The 18,698-nt window shown below is 44.5% G+C and carries 17 protein-coding genes; 3 read left to right on the top strand and 14 right to left on the bottom strand.

Translation table 11 applies throughout. The features are described from left to right. Nucleotides 1–156: 156 nt before the first annotated feature. From C0033_RS06370 to C0033_RS06380, 3 genes are all read right to left on the bottom strand, one after another. A complete protein-coding gene (locus C0033_RS06370; RefSeq protein ID WP_103227275.1) occupies nt 157–1,029 on the bottom strand; it encodes a YitT family protein in 873 nt (290 codons plus the stop codon). Nucleotides 1,030–1,140: 111 nt separating this feature from the next. Next, a complete protein-coding gene (gene dcd / locus C0033_RS06375) occupies nt 1,141–1,686 on the bottom strand; it encodes a dCTP deaminase (RefSeq protein WP_103227049.1) in 546 nt (181 codons plus the stop codon). Nucleotides 1,687–1,792: 106 nt separating this feature from the next. Continuing rightward, nucleotides 1,793–2,206, bottom strand: a complete 414-nt coding sequence (locus C0033_RS06380) for an NUDIX domain-containing protein (protein WP_103227050.1) — start codon at nt 2,204–2,206, stop codon at nt 1,793–1,795. A 636-nt stretch (nt 2,207–2,842) separates the two neighbouring features. On the opposite strand from C0033_RS06380, the gene C0033_RS06385 reads away from it, so the two are divergent. Beyond that, nucleotides 2,843–4,252, top strand: a complete 1,410-nt coding sequence (locus C0033_RS06385; RefSeq protein ID WP_103227051.1) for a spore germination protein — start codon at nt 2,843–2,845, stop codon at nt 4,250–4,252. 121 nt (nt 4,253–4,373) lie between these two features. Here C0033_RS06385 and fumC read toward each other — a convergent pair whose 3' ends face one another. Beyond that, entirely contained in the window at nt 4,374–5,747 is a 1,374-nt protein-coding gene (fumC, locus tag C0033_RS06390) for a class II fumarate hydratase (protein ID WP_103227052.1), read from the bottom strand. Nucleotides 5,748–5,956: 209 nt separating this feature from the next. Here fumC and C0033_RS06395 point away from each other — a divergent pair, with 209 nt between their 5' ends. Then, nucleotides 5,957–6,382, top strand: coding sequence for a DUF3842 family protein (locus C0033_RS06395; RefSeq protein ID WP_103227053.1), 426 nt, complete (start codon nt 5,957–5,959; stop codon nt 6,380–6,382). Nucleotides 6,383–6,598: 216 nt separating this feature from the next. On the opposite strand, the gene C0033_RS06400 is transcribed toward C0033_RS06395, so the two are convergent. From C0033_RS06400 to C0033_RS06430, 7 genes are all read right to left on the bottom strand, one after another. Continuing rightward, nucleotides 6,599–7,438: a sugar phosphate isomerase/epimerase family protein gene (locus C0033_RS06400; protein ID WP_103227054.1), complete on the bottom strand. Its 840-nt coding sequence runs from the start codon at nt 7,436–7,438 to the stop codon at nt 6,599–6,601. A gap of 23 nt (nt 7,439–7,461) precedes the next feature. Then, nucleotides 7,462–7,785, bottom strand: a complete 324-nt coding sequence (locus tag C0033_RS06405; protein WP_103227055.1) for a cupin domain-containing protein — start codon at nt 7,783–7,785, stop codon at nt 7,462–7,464. Between the two features lie 120 nt (nt 7,786–7,905). After that, nucleotides 7,906–9,360: an IMP dehydrogenase gene (gene guaB / locus C0033_RS06410; RefSeq protein WP_103227056.1), complete on the bottom strand. Its 1,455-nt coding sequence runs from the start codon at nt 9,358–9,360 to the stop codon at nt 7,906–7,908. A 206-nt stretch (nt 9,361–9,566) separates the two neighbouring features. After that, entirely contained in the window at nt 9,567–10,766 is a 1,200-nt protein-coding gene (locus tag C0033_RS06415; RefSeq protein ID WP_103227057.1) for a PLP-dependent aminotransferase family protein, read from the bottom strand. A gap of 275 nt (nt 10,767–11,041) precedes the next feature. Then, nucleotides 11,042–11,536, bottom strand: a complete 495-nt coding sequence (locus C0033_RS06420; protein ID WP_103227058.1) for a DUF6106 family protein — start codon at nt 11,534–11,536, stop codon at nt 11,042–11,044. A gap of 106 nt (nt 11,537–11,642) precedes the next feature. Next, the gene (gene groL, locus C0033_RS06425) at nt 11,643–13,262 is read right to left on the bottom strand and encodes a chaperonin GroEL (RefSeq protein WP_103227059.1); all 1,620 of its coding nucleotides are present in this window, start codon (nt 13,260–13,262) and stop codon (nt 11,643–11,645) included. Nucleotides 13,263–13,363: 101 nt separating this feature from the next. After that, the gene (locus tag C0033_RS06430) at nt 13,364–13,648 is read right to left on the bottom strand and encodes a co-chaperone GroES (protein ID WP_103227060.1); all 285 of its coding nucleotides are present in this window, start codon (nt 13,646–13,648) and stop codon (nt 13,364–13,366) included. 564 nt (nt 13,649–14,212) lie between these two features. Here C0033_RS06430 and C0033_RS06435 point away from each other — a divergent pair. Next, the gene (locus tag C0033_RS06435; protein WP_103227061.1) at nt 14,213–14,557 is read left to right on the top strand and encodes a hypothetical protein; all 345 of its coding nucleotides are present in this window, start codon (nt 14,213–14,215) and stop codon (nt 14,555–14,557) included. Nucleotides 14,558–14,587: 30 nt separating this feature from the next. On the opposite strand, the gene C0033_RS06440 is transcribed toward C0033_RS06435, so the two are convergent. The 3 genes from C0033_RS06440 to C0033_RS06450 are packed head-to-tail and all read right to left on the bottom strand — an operon-like array spanning nt 14,588 to nt 18,563. Beyond that, nucleotides 14,588–15,403 (bottom strand): hypothetical protein, encoded by an 816-nt coding sequence (locus C0033_RS06440; RefSeq protein WP_103227062.1) that lies wholly within the window; start codon nt 15,401–15,403, stop codon nt 14,588–14,590. Nucleotides 15,404–15,421: 18 nt separating this feature from the next. Beyond that, nucleotides 15,422–16,828 carry a PLP-dependent aminotransferase family protein gene (locus tag C0033_RS06445; RefSeq protein WP_103227063.1) on the bottom strand — a complete coding sequence of 469 codons (1,407 nt, stop codon included), beginning with the start codon at nt 16,826–16,828 and terminating at the stop codon, nt 15,422–15,424. A gap of 58 nt (nt 16,829–16,886) precedes the next feature. After that, a complete protein-coding gene (locus tag C0033_RS06450; RefSeq protein ID WP_103227064.1) occupies nt 16,887–18,563 on the bottom strand; it encodes a glutamine--tRNA ligase/YqeY domain fusion protein in 1,677 nt (558 codons plus the stop codon). Nucleotides 18,564–18,698: the final 135 nt, after the last annotated feature.

Here is an 18,698-nt window from a genome sequence, read left to right on the forward strand (position 1 = left end):
TGCGGGTCTTAGTATCACTTAGGGGCGAATCCCGAATCCCAATTGTCCTTTTTTCATTCTCCCCCCGCCCGGGTTCCCGTAAAGACCGCCTCTCCCTTCCCCGCATCTCGATTCCGGGCATACCCCTTCGCCACCCCCGTTAAATAACAATCTAGCTTATTTGATGGGTTTTCTGTAAAAGGAGCCATAAAATGCATTGGTCTTAAAGACATTGATGATTACTTTGTCGTCGATCTGGCGCATCAGCTGTACTGCATTTTGGAGTTCATAGGAAGAGATTACGGTGTGGAGCAGATACATTTTCTTCTTGCTGTACCCTCCCACCGCTTCCACGCAGGAAATCCCATGGCGGAAGTCGCGGATGTATGCCTCGATCACCTGAGGGGCTAAAACGGTGGTGATCTGGAGGGTCAGCCGTTCGTACCTATGGTGAAAGGCCGATATAATCTTCGTTGCAATATATTGAAATACAATGGAATATCCTGCGTATTCCCAACCGAACAGCGCGCCGTAAACTGCAATCAGCACCACATTTCCCGCGAACACATATTCCCATATGGATCTGTCCTTTTTATTGGACACATATAGGGCGATAAAATCGGTTCCGCCTGCCGAAGCATTTCCCCGCAGTGCGATCACGGTGGCAAATCCGAAGGCAACGCCGCCGAAAATCACATTTAATATCTCATCATCAAATAAAGGTGAAAAATTGCACACCTTCAGCAAAACACTGGCTGTCAGTACCTGCACCAAAGAAAACAGCGTGAACCTGATGCTGATGCTTTTGCTGCAGATCCACGCCACCGGAAGATTCAATAAAAGCAGCGCCAGTGAAGTCGAAATGGGTATTCCTACCACGCTTCCAAGCCGGTTTACCAGCAGGGCGATTCCCATGAACCCTCCTGAAACCAGATTCGCCGGCTGAACAAACACCTGTACCGCATAAGCCTGAAGCGCAGCCGACGCGATCACTGACATTAAGGTCACCAACGCTAAAAGGGCGCCTTCCGAATTTTCCCATTCTGTCATTTTTCCCATATCCAGTCATTCCATTCTTTTTATTATCAGCCTGAATGGCCGTATGAATTAGTATTCCTGGATTTTTTTCTTAAATACATGGGAATTTATGACTGGACCGCTTTACATTTTTCCCGATACTTCATCGTCCAAATGGATTCTGGAACCGGTTGCTCCGCATTGACCCTGGTATTTTCCTCTGTATGGATTTTCAGCATTTCCATCCAGTTGGGCGAATACCAGCTGGCCGATTCTCCGGCCGGTCTGCAGTTCAATGGCACAGCGGTTGGCATTAAAAAGTTCCAGGGTGATCTCCCCTTCAAATCCCGGATCTACCCAGCCGGCATTTTGAATGAACAGGCCCAGACGGCCAATGGAACTGCGGCCTTCCACGAAAGCGGTCAGATTATCCGGCATGCGGAAATACTCCAGCGTGGTGGCAAGCACAAATTGTCCCGGAAGCAGAATGTACTGGTTGGCCTCTATGGTTTTATATTCCACTTTTTTTCCCATTTTAACGATAGAATTGCAGTCGTCTTCTACAATGCTGAAAGTACTGCCCAAACGGATATCAACGCTGGCAGGCTGAATCTGGTGATCCTCTAAAGGTGTGATTCCCAGAGTTCCATTAGAAAGCATGGAACGTATTGTCTTGTCAGAAAGTATCATGATCATTCTCCTATATCTGTTTTTATATTTTGATTTTTATATTCTTTCCGTTTTAAAAATTCCTTTATGATTCAGGAAATGCTTTGACGGATGATTTTACTTCATTCTATATGAGGGAAGACACAAGCGCTTTTTGGAATAAAACAGGTGTAATATCAGGATAAGTCAGATTCTCCGGCAGATGTTCGAAGAAAGACACTTCTTTCATCTCACTTTCCGGGAGCGTTCCGATTTCTTCAATTCTGGCAACAAATACCATTCCATTTGCTCCGTCTTCTCCCTCTCCTGCCCAATAGTCAAATGCGGGTTTTATCTGGTACTTCACCGCTCCTGATTCCTCATATAATTCCCGCTCGGCAGCCTCTTTTGGCGTTTCACCATTTTCTATATGGCCTCCCTGCGTTTCCCAAGTGGTACGCTGTTTATGTCTGCTCAACATTATTTTTTCCTTGTATACGGATAAAATAACAACAAATTTGTATTTTTCCAGTGTGTTCAGTGGAAATATTCTGCACTTCATAATCTGTTCTCCGATCCTCCTGCCATAGTGCTTTTTATATCATAGGATTCGGGTGTTAAAAGGTCTTGCCCCGCAAATTGTCTAAAGTGTTTGCAGGGTTCGGAACTAAGGAATCCTAAGACCGCCGAATTTTGCTAATAACGAGACGAAAATGCAGAACTCGCTGCGCTCAGACATGCTGTCATTTTCGTCTCAACGCAAAATCCGGCAGTCTAAGGATTCCTAAATTCCTGCACATGCAAACACTTTAGACAATTTGCGGGGCAAGACCTTTTAACACCCGAATCCTATGATATAAAAAAGAGCTGCCTTTCCCCCACAGAAAGCAGCTCTTTGGTCACGATCAAAACCGTCACACTAATAGTTATGTATCTTGGCATCCCCATGCCAAAGAAATTCGCAAGGCACCCCTTTGTGCTTCTCACATGGACAATATAGCACTTTTATTAATAGATGTCAACTTTTTTTGTGCATTTTTGCATAAGTGACAATAAATCGACATCAGTTTTATGAATCTTTACCACAAAAGTCTTTATACCAAAGACATTTGTCTTTTTCCCATAGCTTTCATAATTTTTACAAAAACTGCACATACTTCTGTTATTGCAATATTAGTAACATGAAATGGAGGTTATTATGAATTTTTCCAGTCGGTTATCAGATAATATGGACTACTTAAAAAGCAAGCTGGATGTGGACACTAACTTTGACGTAGTCTATCGTGTCATAAATTTGGGTGGACGCAAAGCCTGTCTTTACTTTATCGACGGTTTTACAAAGGACGAAGTATGGCTGAAGATTTTCCCGTCTTTCTTTGCATTAAAGCCGGAAGATCTGCCGGAAGACATACATGAATTTTCTAAAATGTTTATTCCCTACGGAGAGGTCGGCATTGTTAAAAATGATGACGATATGATTTTACAGCTCCTCTCCGGCGTTTCCTGCCTGTTCATCGACGGTTATGCCGGATGCCTGACCGTAGACTGCCGCACCTATCCGGCCAGAGGCGTCTCCGAACCGGAAAAGGACAAGGTGATGAGAGGTTCCCGCGATGGTTTTGTAGAGACTCTGATCTTTAATACAGCTTTGATCCGCCGAAGAATCCGCGATCCTAAGCTGACCGTGGAGATCATGAACGCAGGAGAAAGCTCTCATACCGACATCGCAATTTGCTATATGAAAAACAGGGTGGACGACAAGCTTTTAGACCTGATAAAAACCAGAATAGAGAAACTTCATGTGGACGCACTGACCATGAACCAGGAAAGCTTGGCCGAATGCCTTTATCCAGGCAAATGGTACAACCCGTTTCCTAAGTTCAAATTTTCCGAACGCCCCGACACTGCAGCAGCTTCAATACTGGAAGGAAATGTAATCATACTGGTGGACAACTCCCCGGCCGCCATGATTCTGCCCTCTTCTGTATTCGATATCATAGAAGAAGCGGATGATTACTATTTTCCGCCCATTACGGGAACTTATCTCCGCCTTTCCCGAATGGTAATCTCTATTTTAACGCTGCTGCTCACGCCGACATGGCTTCTGCTCATGCAGAATACGGACATCATACCGCCGTGGCTGGAATTTATCAAATTATCTGATCCCGCTTATGTTGCGCTGATCTTCCAGCTATTGATACTGGAATTTGCCATCGACGGACTGAGGCTGGCCGCAGTCAATACGCCCAGCATGCTGACCACACCTCTGAGTGTTATCGCAGGTATTGTTCTGGGTGAATATTCGGTGAAATCGGGCTGGTTTAACAGTGAAACCATGCTTTATATGGCTTTCGTAACGGTTGCAAACTATTCCCAGGCCAGTTTTGAGCTGGGCTATGCGCTTAAATTCATGCGCATTCTTCTGCTGATCCTGACCGCAGTATTTAATATATACGGTTATATTGCAGGAATTATCATTTCCGTCTGTGCAATTGTATTTAACAAAACCATTGCAGGAAAGAGCTACATCTATCCGCTGATACCATTTAATTTTAAAGCGCTGAAAAACAGATTTACAAGAAGCCGCCTGCCCCATCAGGAAAAATAGAAACGGCCGGATAAAGAAGCAGGAAAGCATATCACAAACGGATAAGCTTTCCTGCTTTTATCTTTTCTTCATTCGATTCTCTTCAATTATATCACACGGACAAGAAGGCCGGAACAACCGATTATAACGGATGTACCATATTTTCCGGTTTTACATATGTGTCAAATTCTTCCGCTGTCAGCAATCCCAGGGCGGACGCTGCTTCTTTCAGTGTAATTCCTTCTTTATAAGCCATCTTCGCGATCTTCGCCGCATTTTCATATCCCACATAAGGATTGAGGGCGGTTACCAGCATCAATGACTGATCCAGATATTCTTTAATCTTCTTTTCATTTGGCTTGATTCCCACCGCACAGTTATTATTAAAGGATACAAGGGCGCCGGAAAGCAGGGAAACGGACTGAAGGAAATTATAAATGCAGACCGGCATATATACGTTCAGTTCAAAGTTGCCCTGAGACGCCGCGAAACCTACGGCTACATCATTGGCAATTACCTGGCAGGCCACCATGGTCATGGCCTCGCATTGGGTCGGATTCACCTTGCCCGGCATGATGGAACTGCCAGGTTCATTTTCTGGAATTAACAGTTCGCCGATTCCACAGCGAGGGCCGCTGGATAAAAGCCTCACATCATTGGCTATCTTCAGCAGATTGGCAGCCAGGGCTTTTAATGCGCCGTGTGTGAACACAAGGGCATCCTTGCTGGTAAGGGAATGGAATTTGTTGTCCGCAGTTTTAAAGCGTTTTCCGGTCAGTTTCGAAATCTCTTCAGCCGATGAACGGCCAAAATCAGCCGGAGCATTCAAGCCTGTACCAACTGCGGTTCCGCCAAGAGCCAATTCTCTCACATCTTCCAGAGAAGTCTCAATCATCCCCTTTGTCTTAACCAGCATCTCCTTCCATCCGCTGATCTCCTGTCCCAAAGTGAGAGGAGTCGCATCCTGAAGATGGGTTCTGCCCGTCTTAATAATTCCCGCATATTCTTTTTCCAGACGGTCAAATGTCGCCGTCAGAAGTTCAATGGCGGGAATCAGCTTGTCTTCAATCTCCACAACTGCAGCGATGTGCATGGCCGTTGGAAATGTGTCATTGGAACTCTGTGATTTGTTCACATGATCGTTGGGATGGATTTTCTTCTCTCCCAGTATCTCATTGGCCCGGTTGGCTATCACCTCATTTAAATTCATGTTGGACTGTGTTCCGCTTCCTGTCTGCCATACAACCAAGGGAAAATGTTCATCCAATTTGCCCGCATAAACCTCATCACACGCTGAGCAGATGGCCTCTGCCAGGCTGTGATCCAGCTTTCCCGACTTTTCATTGGCAATTGCAGCCGCCTTCTTTAAAACGGCAAATGCGCGGATTATTTCCAACGGAATCTTTTCCGTTCCGATCTTAAAATTTTCATAACTTCTCTGAGTCTGTGCGCCCCAATAACGGTCAGCCGGCACCTTCACCTCTCCCATGGTATCGTGTTCAATTCTGTATTCCATCTTTCCTCCGTTCCGCCGTCAGGTATTCCCGGCTCTGTATCTTTTACGTTTATTTTTTGAACTTTATTATACTACAACTGATCCTATTTTTCCACACTTGCATAATCGTGTGACATCCTATAAAATAGTACCATGATGAGGCCGGAAAAGGAACCTCAGGAACATAATAATTATAATTTATACAATCTGATAAGAAATGAGAGGTTAATATGAAAATTATTGTTATCGACGGCCAGGGCGGAAAGATAGGAAAAACGATTATCGAACAGTTAAAAAAAGACCATCCGGGCCTGGAATTGATCGCTATAGGAACCAATAGTATCGCCACTGCCGCAATGTTGAAAGCCGGAGCCGATTACGGCGCCACAGGTGAAAATCCCGCCATTGTCAACAGCCGGGATGCGGACATCATCATCGGCCCCATCGGCATTATAATCGCCAATTCTCTGTTAGGGGAAATCACCCCTGCCATGGCATCGTCAATCGGCTCCAGCCATGCCCATAAGATTCTGATTCCGGTAAACCGCTGCAATCATCATGTGGTAGGGTGCAAACAGCTTTCTTCCGGGGATTATATAAAAGAGGCGGTTGAATATCTGGACACTCTGATAACCGATGGATTTCGTGCCAAATGATTAACTTTGGCTAAAGATATGCACGAGCTGGGGGCAACACGGGGAAAGGCCGGTCCGAACCATCGTCCGGGCCGGCAAAGGAAGAACAGGCCAAATGGTATTTGACATCCGCCAAATCTGCTTAACCTCAGCCATTCAACAACAGGAAAGAAGGGGCAGCCCAGGGCGCCCCTTCTTTCCTATATTTCTCAATTCATAAAATTTACATCTCCAAGTTTAAACTTCGGAGTAGATTTTCTGCAGATATTCCACATCGCTGTGATAGCGGTCCGCATTGGAATTTTCCAGAAGCATCGTTACATACGGCTTATTTTCTTTTAAATATTTCAAAACCGGCTTGTAATTGAACATGCCTTCACCCACATGGGCAAACTTAGGACGGCCGTTCTCCAATACAAAGTCTTTGATGTGCACCATGGTAATTCTGTCCCCATAGAATGACAATGCGCGTTCTACAATCTCTTCCTGCTTCTCGTAATTTTCACTGCTGATTAAATTGACCGGATCGAAAATTGCCTCTACATTGGGAGAATCAATGTCATCCAAGAACCGTTTCATCATCTCAGGGCAGTATAACGTATGATTGTGAACCGCTTCCACACCCACGATCATTCCCAGTTTTTCGGCAGCGCTTACAATTTCTCTCATGCTTTTTAAGAACAGCTGATAGCAGCCTTCTGTATAAGTATACGGAGCCACTTCAAAATTAACGTCATAGCGGCCGGTTTCCGTACCCACCATATCGGCTCCAATCGCTTTGGCATATTTTAAATGCTCAATAAATTTATGTACTTCTGCCATTCTTTTTGTTTCATCCGGGTTCACCGGGTTAATATAACAGCCCAGAATCGCCACATGAATTTGGCGTTCTTTTAATTTATTGCTGATCATCCGGCCAAATCCGGGAGAATAATGACCGTAATTAAAATCATATCCTTCAATGGATTTACCAAAAGCCAGCTGTATCTGATCCACTCCATGTGCCTTTACCGCATCAAATACGGTATCAAAATCGCCTTTCGGGCAAAGATCGTGACATCTCATTCCATAATTCATCTCAAATTACCACCTTTATCTGTTTATACAAAATCTTTTCTCATTGGTGTAAAGATATCAAGAAGCATGGTTTCCTCCAATGCCACCACACCGTGAGGAACGTCAGGCGCCACATAATAAGTGTCCCCTGCTACCAGCACCTTATCTTCTTTTCCCTCTTCCTGAAATAAAAGAGAACCGGAAATCAGATATCCAATCTGCTCATGAGGATGGCTGTGTTTTGCTCCGACAGCGCCCTTGTCAAAATGAAGTTCAACGGACATCAGGTTCTCGCTGTAAGCCAGCACTTTACGGACAACGCCGCCGCCCAGATCTGTTAATTCAATGTTTTTATTTTCTACATACATAATCCATTCTCCTTTTTTGTAAGTATTTACAATAATTTTATCATACATTATCCGAAATGCAAGATAAAAAATACCGCCCCACAACCTGTTTCGTCATGGGGCGGCGCCTCTTACATAAAATTATTCATCAATGCTGTAGTTAGGAGCTTCCTTGGTGATATGAATATCATGAGGGTGGCTTTCCTTCAAAGAAGCCGCTGATATCTTAACAAATCTGCCGTTCTCCTGTAAGGCCGGAACGTTCTGTGCTCCGCAGTATCCCATACCGGAACGGAGTCCGCCGAGCATCTGGAATACAGTGTCTTCTACAAGGCCCTTGTAAGCCACACGGCCTTCCACGCCTTCCGGAACCAGTTTCTTTGCATCTGACTGGAAGTATCTGTCCTTGCTTCCGTTTTCCATCGCCGCGATCGATCCCATACCGCGGTATACTTTATATTTTCTTCCCTGATATAATTCGAAGGTTCCCGGGCTCTCATCGCAGCCGGCGAACAGGCTTCCCATCATACATACGCTTCCGCCTGCGGCGATGGCTTTTGTCAAATCTCCGGAATACTTAATGCCGCCGTCGGCGATAATCGGAATCCCAAATTCTTTCGCCACTGCATAGCAATCCATAATTGCGCTGATCTGAGGCACACCGATACCGGCAACCACACGGGTTGTACAGATAGAACCAGGTCCGATACCAACTTTAACCGCATCCACACCGGCTTCGATTAACGCCTTGGTAGCCTCTCCGGTTGCCACGTTGCCCGCAATCACCTGAAGATCAGGATAATTCTCTTTAATCATCTTAACGCAGCGGATTACATTAGCAGAATGTCCATGGGCGGAATCCAGAACCACTACGTCAACTTTTGCTTCCACAAGGGCGGATACACGGTCTAATACATTGGCCGTAATGCCTACAGCCGCGCCGCAGAGAAGTCTTCCCTGTCCGTCTTTTGCGGAAAATGGATATTTGATCTGTTTTTCAATATCCTTGATTGTAATCAAACCTTTTAAGTTAAAATCATCGTCCACGATCGGAAGTTTTTCCACTCTGGCTTTGGCGAGAATCTTCTTGGCTTCCATCAGTGTGATTCCCTCTTTCGCGGTAACCAAATGCTTGGAAGTCATGCATTCCTTAATCTTTCTGGAAAAGTCCTCTTCAAATTTAAGGTCGCGGTTGGTAATAATACCCACCAGCTTCTTGCCCTCTGTGATCGGAACGCCGGAAATTCTGAATTTTCCCATCAGCTCATCTGCATCTTTCAATGTATGTTCCGGGGATAAATAAAATGGGTCTGTAATAACGCCGTTTTCCGAACGTTTTACCTTATCTACTTCTTCTGCCTGCGCTTCAATGGACATATTCTTATGAATAATACCAATACCACCCTGCCTTGCCATTGCAATCGCCATTCTATGCTCAGTAACTGTATCCATACCGGCGCTCATCAGCGGAATGTTCAGTTTAATTTTTTTGGTCAGGTAAGTGCTCAGATCAACCTGATTGGGAATTACTTCTGAATACGCTGGAACTAAAAGAACATCATCAAAAGTAATGCCTTCACCAATAATTGTACCCATTAATTTTTCCTCTCTTTCTTATAGTGTTTATTAATATTTTTAATAACTGGTGTTGCTGTTAGTTATTAAGTCTAGCAAATTTTAGATTGCTTGTCAAACACATTTTTACACTTTTGTCCGCCTGGGTTACTATTCCCATGAACCGCAATCCATCACAGACCAGAAAGGCGAATGCATAAATATGCACTCGCCTACATAATCTTTAATTATTCGGTTAATCCCAGTTCTTCTTTCATCAGCTTGCCGAGAATCTTAATTCCTTCCACAATTTCCAGCTCTTCAGGAGTGGAAAAATTCATACGGAATGAATGGCAGGGCGCCTCAGAATCCGGATAAAATACATCGCCCGGCACCAGTGCTACAGTTCTGTCCAATGCCTTTTTAACAAATTCACTCATGTCTATGGAATCGGGAAGGGTTACCCATAAAAACATCCCTCCCTCAGGGGTGATATAGGAAACCTCTTGGGGGAAATAAGCTTTTATTGCATCCAGCATAATTCTGGACTTTTTCCCATAGATAGCGCGCAGTTTTCCCACATAATAATCCATATTGCAGTTTGTCAGAATCTCCGCACAGATCTTCTGGCTCCATACCGTGCTGTGCACGTCATTCAGCATCTTGGCCTTAGCTACCTTCTGAGCGATAGGCACAGGCGCGGACATCGCAGCCACGCGGATTCCAGGCGCTATGATCTTTGAAAAACTGCCGGCATAGACCACAATTCCCTCTTTATCTAAGCTTTTAATGGAGGGAACTTCCTCTCCTGCAAATCTCAACTCTCCATAAGGGTTATCCTCCAGAATTATGGTTCCGTATTTGGCACAGAGCTCATAAATCGCCTTCCGCTTCTCAAATGAAGTGGTCACCCCTGTAGGATTCTGAAAATCCGGAATCACGTAAAATAACTTTGGCGTAGGTTTTGCCGCCAGCTTCTGTTCCAGCTCTTCCAAGTTCACTCCGTCTTCTTCCAGCGTTACTCCCTCCACAATGGCCCCATTGCTTCTGAATGCGCTCATAGCCACCATAAGGGTAGGAGCTTCCACTAAAACCCTGTCATTGTCATTACACAGCACTTTTGAAAGCAAATCCATGATCTGAGCGCTTCCGCTGGTGATTATAATCTGGTCTTTTGTGCTGACCTTGATCTCTTTCCTGTTTAAAAATTCCTTGGCAGCCTGTAAAAGCTCCGGGCATCCTTCGGTCACAGAATACTGCAGGATTCCGATGGGATCATGTTCCAGCATTCTTCTGGAAATGCCTTTGATCGTCTCCACCTGAAATGCTTCTGCCGCCGGATTTCCTCCGGAAAACTTTTTAAGACCCGGAGTTCCCATTAATTTAAGTATATTATCAGCCGATGACGGCTTGACCGCATTAATTCTGTCCGAAAATTGATAGTCCATCTTGTTTTTCTCTCCCTTTGCATTATAAGTTCATAAGAAATTCCATACAGGTCATCCTGCAGTTTTCCAGATTGGGGGACACCAAAAAAGTCTGGCTCTGTTAAAAACTGTAAAAAAAAGCAAAAAACGAAAAGGAAAAAACCCTTTCGTTTTTATGGATGCCTGTATGAAATTTTCTTACGTGGTAAATTATAGTATAATTTTTCAGCGATTGCAACTAAAAATTCAAAATTTATTGAGCGATAAATTGAGCGATAATTTATCGAACAATACATTTACTGTACGATCTTGCGCGGGCTGATCTGCTTCATACAGTGAAGCATCTTATCGTTCGGCTCAAATATAACCTTTGTCGTATTGCCGGCTGACTTATTGATTAAAGCATACGTTTTCGCACCAGCCTGTCCGGAAGAATAGTCCACAACCTTTGTATCGGATGTCTCATAATCTTTCAGCACATAGGAATCAGAAGGCGCTACGATCTGAATCGTTTCCATCGTTCCTTCCCACACCTGTTTTCTTCTGGAACGGCCCATAATCTTATCAATGGACAGCTGTCCGTTGACAAAAAGATATTCATATTCCAGATTCATATTCTGAAATACAAAAAATGATGCCCCTCCAACCACTAACAAGGCGATCACTCCTAAAACAGTTGTTAAAGCCAGAAACACAGAAAAAATACATAACACGATCATAACTGCCTTTACGGCAATTGCGTACACCGGCGGTTTTCTCTTAACCAGCCACTCTGAATATGCTTCATTCATAGGTCAATTCCCTTTCTCCATATAAAACAGAAACAAATAGTAAAGGGACCTGCACATGCAGGACATGGCAGATCCCTTTACTTACATGCTGCTCTGCTTCACGTTATTACATCATTCCCATTCCGCCACCAGCTGGCATCGCAGGAGTTTCTTCTTTTATATTAGCAACAACGGATTCAGTTGTCAACAGAGTTGATGCAACACTTGTCGCATTCTGAAGTGCGCTTCTCGTAACCTTAGCAGGATCAAGGATACCGGCACTGATCATATCAACATATTCTTCTTTGTATGCATCGAAACCTACGCCTACTGCTGATTCTGCTACCTTATTGATGATAACAGAGCCTTCCAGTCCTGCATTGGCAACGATATGATATAATGGAGCTTCCAGAGCTTTCAGGATGATCTTACCGCCTGTCTTCTCATCACCTTCCAGTGTTTCAACCACTTTTGCAACATCTTTTGCCGCATGAACATAAGCAGATCCGCCGCCTGCGATAATGCCTTCTTCAACAGCTGCTCTTGTAGCTGCCAAAGCGTCTTCCATACGCAGTTTTGCTTCCTTCATCTCTGTTTCAGTTGCAGCGCCCACACGGATAACAGCTACGCCGCCGGCAAGTTTTGCAAGTCTTTCCTGTAATTTTTCTCTATCGAAATCAGAAGTTGTTTCTTCAATCTGAGCCTTAATCTGGGCAACTCTTGCACTGATCTCCGCTTTGTCGCCGCAGCCGTCTACGATAATCGTATTCTCTTTCTGAACTTTAACTGATTTTGCACGGCCTAACTGAGCCATGGTTGTCTCTTTTAAGTCTAATCCTAATTCTTCGGAAATCACGGTACCGCCTGTTAAGATAGCGATATCTTTTAACATCTCTTTTCTTCTGTCTCCGTAGCCAGGAGCTTTAACGCCTACTACTGTGAAGGTTCCTCTTAATTTGTTAACGATCAATGTGGTAAGAGCTTCGCCTTCAATATCTTCTGCGATGATTAAAAGCTTGGATCCGGACTGAACGATCTGTTCCAGAATTGGAAGGATTTCCTGAATGTTGGAGATCTTCTTATCTGTGATCAGGATATATGGATCATCTAAGTTTGCTTCCATCTTATCCATATCTGTGGACATATAAGCGGAAACATAACCGCGGTCAAACTGCATACCTTCTACTAAGTCAAGCTCTGTCTTCATGGTCTTGGACTCTTCGATGGTGATAACACCGTCGTTGGAAACTTTCTCCATAGCGTCGGAAACTAATACGCCGACTTCATCATCAGATGCTGAGATTGCCGCTACTCTGGCGATCTGCTCTTTGCCGTTGATCGGCTGGCTCATCTTAGCGATTGCTTCAACTGCTGCTTCCGTAGCTTTTTTCATACCTTTTCTTAAAACGATTGGGTTAGCGCCTGCTGCCAGGTTCTTCATTCCTTCGTTAATCATAGCCTGAGCTAAAACGGTTGCTGTTGTTGTACCGTCACCTGCAACATCGTTGGTCTTGGTTGCTACTTCTTTTACAAGCTGAGCGCCCATATTCTCAAATGCATCTTCCAGTTCAATCTCTTTTGCAATGGTAACACCGTCGTTTGTGATGAGCGGAGCGCCAAAAGATTTATCCAGAACTACGTTTCTTCCTTTCGGTCCTAATGTTACACGAACGGTGTCTGCCAGCTGGTTTACACCGCTTTCAAGAGCTTTTCTTGCGTCTACGCCATATTTGATCTGTTTTGCCATGATTTCATTCCTCCAATATCTATATTTTCAGGTTTGCCTTGGCAAATCCTGCTGCAAGCGTTCATTCGTCTTGCTGTCATGTTCTAAAAAACAACCGGTTATTATTCGATAACAGCTAAAATATCATTCTGTTTTACAACTACGAATTTCTCATCTTCTACTTCCACTTCGGTTCCTGAATATTTAGAGAAGATAACTTTATCGCCTACTTTTACCTGCATGGTGATCTCTTTTCCATCTACAACACCGCCCGGGCCAACTGCAATAACTTCTGCCTGCTGTGGTTTCTCTTTTGCCTGACCTGGTAATACGATACCTGATTTGGTAGTCTCTTCTGCCACTAACTGTTTTAATACAACTCTGTCAAATAATGGTACTAACTTCATGTTGAATTCCTCCTCAATCTATTCATTATTTTCCTTCCCTGTTCAGGAAGTTTTATATCTTTATCACATAGTAATGTTATAGCACGTGTTGTTAGCACTGTCAATAGTTGAGTGCTAACTTTTTTTAAATTTTACTCCCTAATTGTTACTGTTCACAGTCCCGTGGCTCTCTGCCGTCCGGCCAGGCTTTGGCGGTTTGCAGAACCTTTCCAGTTCCGGTTTCGGGCATAAGCGCTTCTAAACGTGCAGGATTTTTCTAAAAACCAAGGGAAATGCCCAAACTCGCTTCGCTCAAACAGGTGGGCATTTCCCTTGAACGAAAAATTCTGCGCGTTAAGAATTGCTAATGCCCTGCAAAGTCACAGGAAAGGTTCTGCAAACCGCCGGAGCATGACCGGACGGCAGAGAGCCACAAGACTGTGAACAGTAACTCCTAATTTTCGCCAAATTCCAACTCACTAAAATATTTTATAGAAATTTTCTTAATATATACCTTTATTTTTTCTTTTATTGGTATTACAATATAGATTAATACAGAGATCTATATCAGGAAGGAGTATTGATATGGCAAAAAAAGGATTGGGTAAATTCGTGGCGTTTGCTGCAATTGCCGGAGTCGTTGCGGCTGGTATCTCTTATTTGACTAAATATAAATCTTTTCACGACGAACTGGAAGAAGACTTCCACGATTTCGAAGGAGAAGACGATAAGGATTCTGACGAACCGGCAGACAGTACTATGTCCCGTAATTATGTGTCCCTGAATCCGGAAAAAGGGCCTGCACCGGAAGCTCCAAAAGAAGAACCGGAAGAAGCAAACATTCCGGAAGAACCAGCTTCTGCAACAGTAAGCGAAGATGCCAAACAACCTGAAGACGCAACTACAATTGAAGATGATATTACAGAATAACGAGGCGGGGAGTTCACTCCCGCCTCGTTATTATTTCCACGGTATCATATTTTTCCAGCGCACCTCAGAAAGGCTGTCCTCTTCCTGCATGTAAATCCTGCTGCCATCCAGATCGGACGGCAGATGGTATTCCTTTTTATCCGGATCGTATTCCCATTTATCATCGATTGAAGTGACGCCGTTTTCAGCCGAAAAACTCCAGACAGTCTCCACACCTTTTGAATTGACGCTGGTATAGGTGACAGGGCCGTCCATCAGATCCTGAATAAAAGTGCCCTCTTTTTTAATTTCGCGGGCTTCTTCTTCATTGATCCCTTCGTAATAGCTGTACCCGATAATCCCCTTTCCGTTCAAACGCCCTTCTTCCCAATTGCCGGCTGAATAATCATATCTTGGATGCTCCAGACGAATGGCCAAAAGTGCCAGCCCCGGCCCCTCCAATCCATTTTCATCAAAGCTGCCGTAAAAGACGGTGGAATAGGACTGAAAACAAATCCCCTCACCTTCAATGAGATAACCGGCTTCCTCTCCGTTAAAAAAATAAGGTTTTCCCTGCATCGTATTATAATAAAGATCACGGAACGCCTGCTCATTGTCGTTGAGCAAGGCTGCCGCTGCCAAAAGATCCGTATTTTTCAAGTATTCTTCCAAGGTTTCCAGCAGAACTCTTTCCTCGTCAGATATCATGCCCTCTTCTTTCACCGCCTCTGACGGCGTTGCCGCCTGGGTCTGAGTTTCCTCTTCCGTAACTGTTTCGCTCCGTTTTCCGGTTCCCGAATAAAGCAGCGTTAAAAATACCACTGCAAGAACACCGGCCAACAACAGCATATATCTTTTTATCCTCACCCGCACACTCCTTTCCGGTTATTCCGCCAGCCAGGCCGTTTCCAACAGCCTGATTCCATAGCAGATCTGTTCTTCTGTCAGGTTTGCATAACCCAGCACAACTGTGGATTTGGTATTATTATGAATTGGATGAATAAAATATCCGGACAGTCCGTAAACACAGACGCCCACTTCTCCAGCTTTTTGTACCAGCACGTCTTCTTCTATTTTCTTCCTGCTGGTGAGCAGAACGTGAAGACCTGCATATTCTCCTTTTACAGTAAAATCTTTCTCCAGACATTTTAACGCATTCATAAGCGCATCATGCTTATTCTTATAAATCGCCCTCATCCTGTTTAAATGGCGTTCGTAATAGCCGCCCACAATAAATTGATACAGAATATTCTGGTCAATCCTCGAAACGGTGGAAGCGTAAAATCCGGCTTTCCGTTTATATTCTTTTAAAAGCGGCCTTGGAAGCACCATGTAGCTGACACGGATGGCCGGAGCGATGGATTTGGAAAAGGTCCCGATATAGATCACTTTTCCTTCCGTATCCATGCCCTGCAGCGCCGGTATTGGCTTTCCTTTATATCTGAATTCACTGTCATAGTCGTCTTCGATCAAAAAACGTTCCCCGCTCTGTCCTGCCCAAAGAAGGAGTTCCTGCCTCCGCTTAATCGGCATGACGATGCCTGTGGGATATTGATGGGAAGGCATGATATAAGCCAGCTGTGCGCCGCTTTCGTTTAAAAGTTCCAGACTCATGCCGTATTTATCCATCTCCACCGGGCAGACATGGTATCCTAAACTGTTAAATACCCGGTACGCCTGTTTATAGGTAGGATTTTCCATGGCAATCACCCGGTCCGGCCCAAGCACCTGTTCAAGGAGCATCAGAAGGTATTCGCTTCCCGCTCCCACAACCAGCTGGTCAGCCGTACAGTTCACCCCTCTGGCCGTATGAAGATATTCCCGGATCGCTTCTCTCAAGGATAGTTCTCCCTGAGGATCTCCTGCAATAAACATCGCTTTATTATCATCCACCAGGGTGTTCCTGGTAATCTTTCTCCACGTATTAAAGGGAAAGCTGTCCAGATCGATTCCTCTTGGCGAAAAATCCACCTGATATTCCGTTTCTTCCGACTCGTCCGCCGGCACAAACCCTTCGTCCTGCCCCTTCCCCACTTCCACCAGCTCTTCAATCTTGGATACATAATATCCTTTACAGGGAACCGCCTCAATATACCCTTCTGAAAGCAGCTGCTCATATGCCAGCTGGGAGGTGCTTCTGCTCACTTTCAGGTTCTCAGCCAGCACCCGGGTGGACGGAAGGCGGGTCATCGCCTTTAGATTACCTGACTTTATCTCTTCTTTTATATATTCATAGATCTGCTCATACAGTGGGATTTCTGAATGAGACTTTAAAGGCACCATTAATTCCATCTCAGACTCCAAAAAGGCGGAAGACCCTATTCCATATCCTCCGCCCTGGTAACTCAAGTTATTTTGTTATTTTAAATGAACTCTTTAATGACACAATGCGGTTAAATACCAAATGCTCCGGTGTGCTGTCCTTGCAGTCCACGCAGAAATATCCGTTGCGCACAAACTGGAAGCTGTCATATGCCTTCACATCTGAGAAATTCGGCTCCACATAGCACTCTTTTAAAATTGTCAAAGAATTGGGATTCAGGTTCAGACTGCCGTCTTCATTCAATTTTCCCTTTTCCTCATCCACAATGTTCTCATACAGTCTGCATTCAGCCGTTAACGCGGTATCTGCGGCTACCCAGTGGATCGTCCCCTTTACCTTCCGTCCTTCAAAGCCGGATCCGCTCTTTGTAGCCGGATCATAGGTACAGTGCACAACCGTCACATTGCCGTCCTCATCCTTTTCACAGCCGGTACATGTTACAAAGTAAGCGCTCATCAGGCGCACTTCATTGCCGGGGAACAGGCGGAAATACTTTTTAACAGGCTCTTCCATAAAATCTTCGCGTTCAATATACAGTTCTCTGCCAAACGGCACGGTTCTGCTTCCCAGTTCCGGATTCTCTAAGTTGTTGGGAACTTCCAGCTCTTCTGTCTGTCCTTCCGGATAGTTATCAATCACCAGTTTTACCGGATTTAAAATAGCCATCATTCTCGGCTTCTTTAACTTCAGGTCTTCACGGATACAGTACTCGAGCATCGCATAATCCACGGAACTGTTGGCCTTGGAAACTCCAACCAGATCCACAAACATGCGGATCGCTTCGGGCGTATATCCTCTTCTTCTGAGCGCGGCGATTGAAACCAGACGCGGGTCATCCCAGCCGTCTACAATCTTGTCCTCCACCAGCTTTTTAATATAGCGTTTACCGGTAACAACGTTAGTCAGATACAATTTTGCAAATTCGATCTGACGCGGAGGATTCTCAAATTCGCATTCTCTCACCACCCAGTCATAAAGCGGTCTGTGATCCTCGAATTCCAGCGTGCAGATGGAATGTGTGATATTCTCAATTGCGTCCTCAATCGGGTGCGCAAAATCATACATAGGATAAATGCACCACGCATCCCCTGTATTATGATGGCTCATATGCGCCACACGGTAAATAACCGGATCGCGCATGTTGATGTTAGGAGACGCCATATCGATCTTTGCGCGGAGAACCTTCTCTCCGTCCTGATACTTGCCTTCCTTCATCTCTTCAAACAGCTTTAAGTTCTCTTCCACGCTGCGGTTTCTGTATGGGCTTTCCTTACCTGGCGTTTTAAAATCTCCACGGTATTCGCGAATCTCTTCTGCCGTCAAATCGCAGACAAACGCTTTTCCCTTCTTAATTAAAAAGACCGCACAATCGTACATCTGCTGGAAATAATTGGAAGCAAAAAACAGTCTGTCTTCAAAATCCGCCCCCAGCCACTTCACATCTTCTTTAATGGACTCTACAAATTCCACTTTTTCTTTTGTCGGATTGGTATCGTCAAATCTTAAATTGAATTTGCCGCCGTACTTCTGTGCAAGTCCGGAGTTCAAAAGAATGGACTTCGCATGTCCAATATGCAGATATCCGTTAGGTTCCGGCGGGAAACGGGTCTGCACGTGATTATAAACGCCTTCCGCCAGATCCTTATCTATCTCCTGTTCAATAAAGTTTTTAGAAACACTTTCTAATGCTTTATTCTCTTCCATAATTTTCCTCCATTGCTGTTGTCCCATCGGGGACATCGTTAATAATAGCTAATCATACCATATTTCCTTTATTTAGAAAAGGGTTTTATGCGAATGTTCTTATCTAAAAGTAGATACACTAATAAAAGAATCAGA

Origin of the sequence: Clostridium sp. chh4-2, assembly GCF_002899675.1 — a bacterium.
Taxonomy (GTDB): domain Bacteria; phylum Bacillota; class Clostridia; order Lachnospirales; family Lachnospiraceae; genus CHH4-2.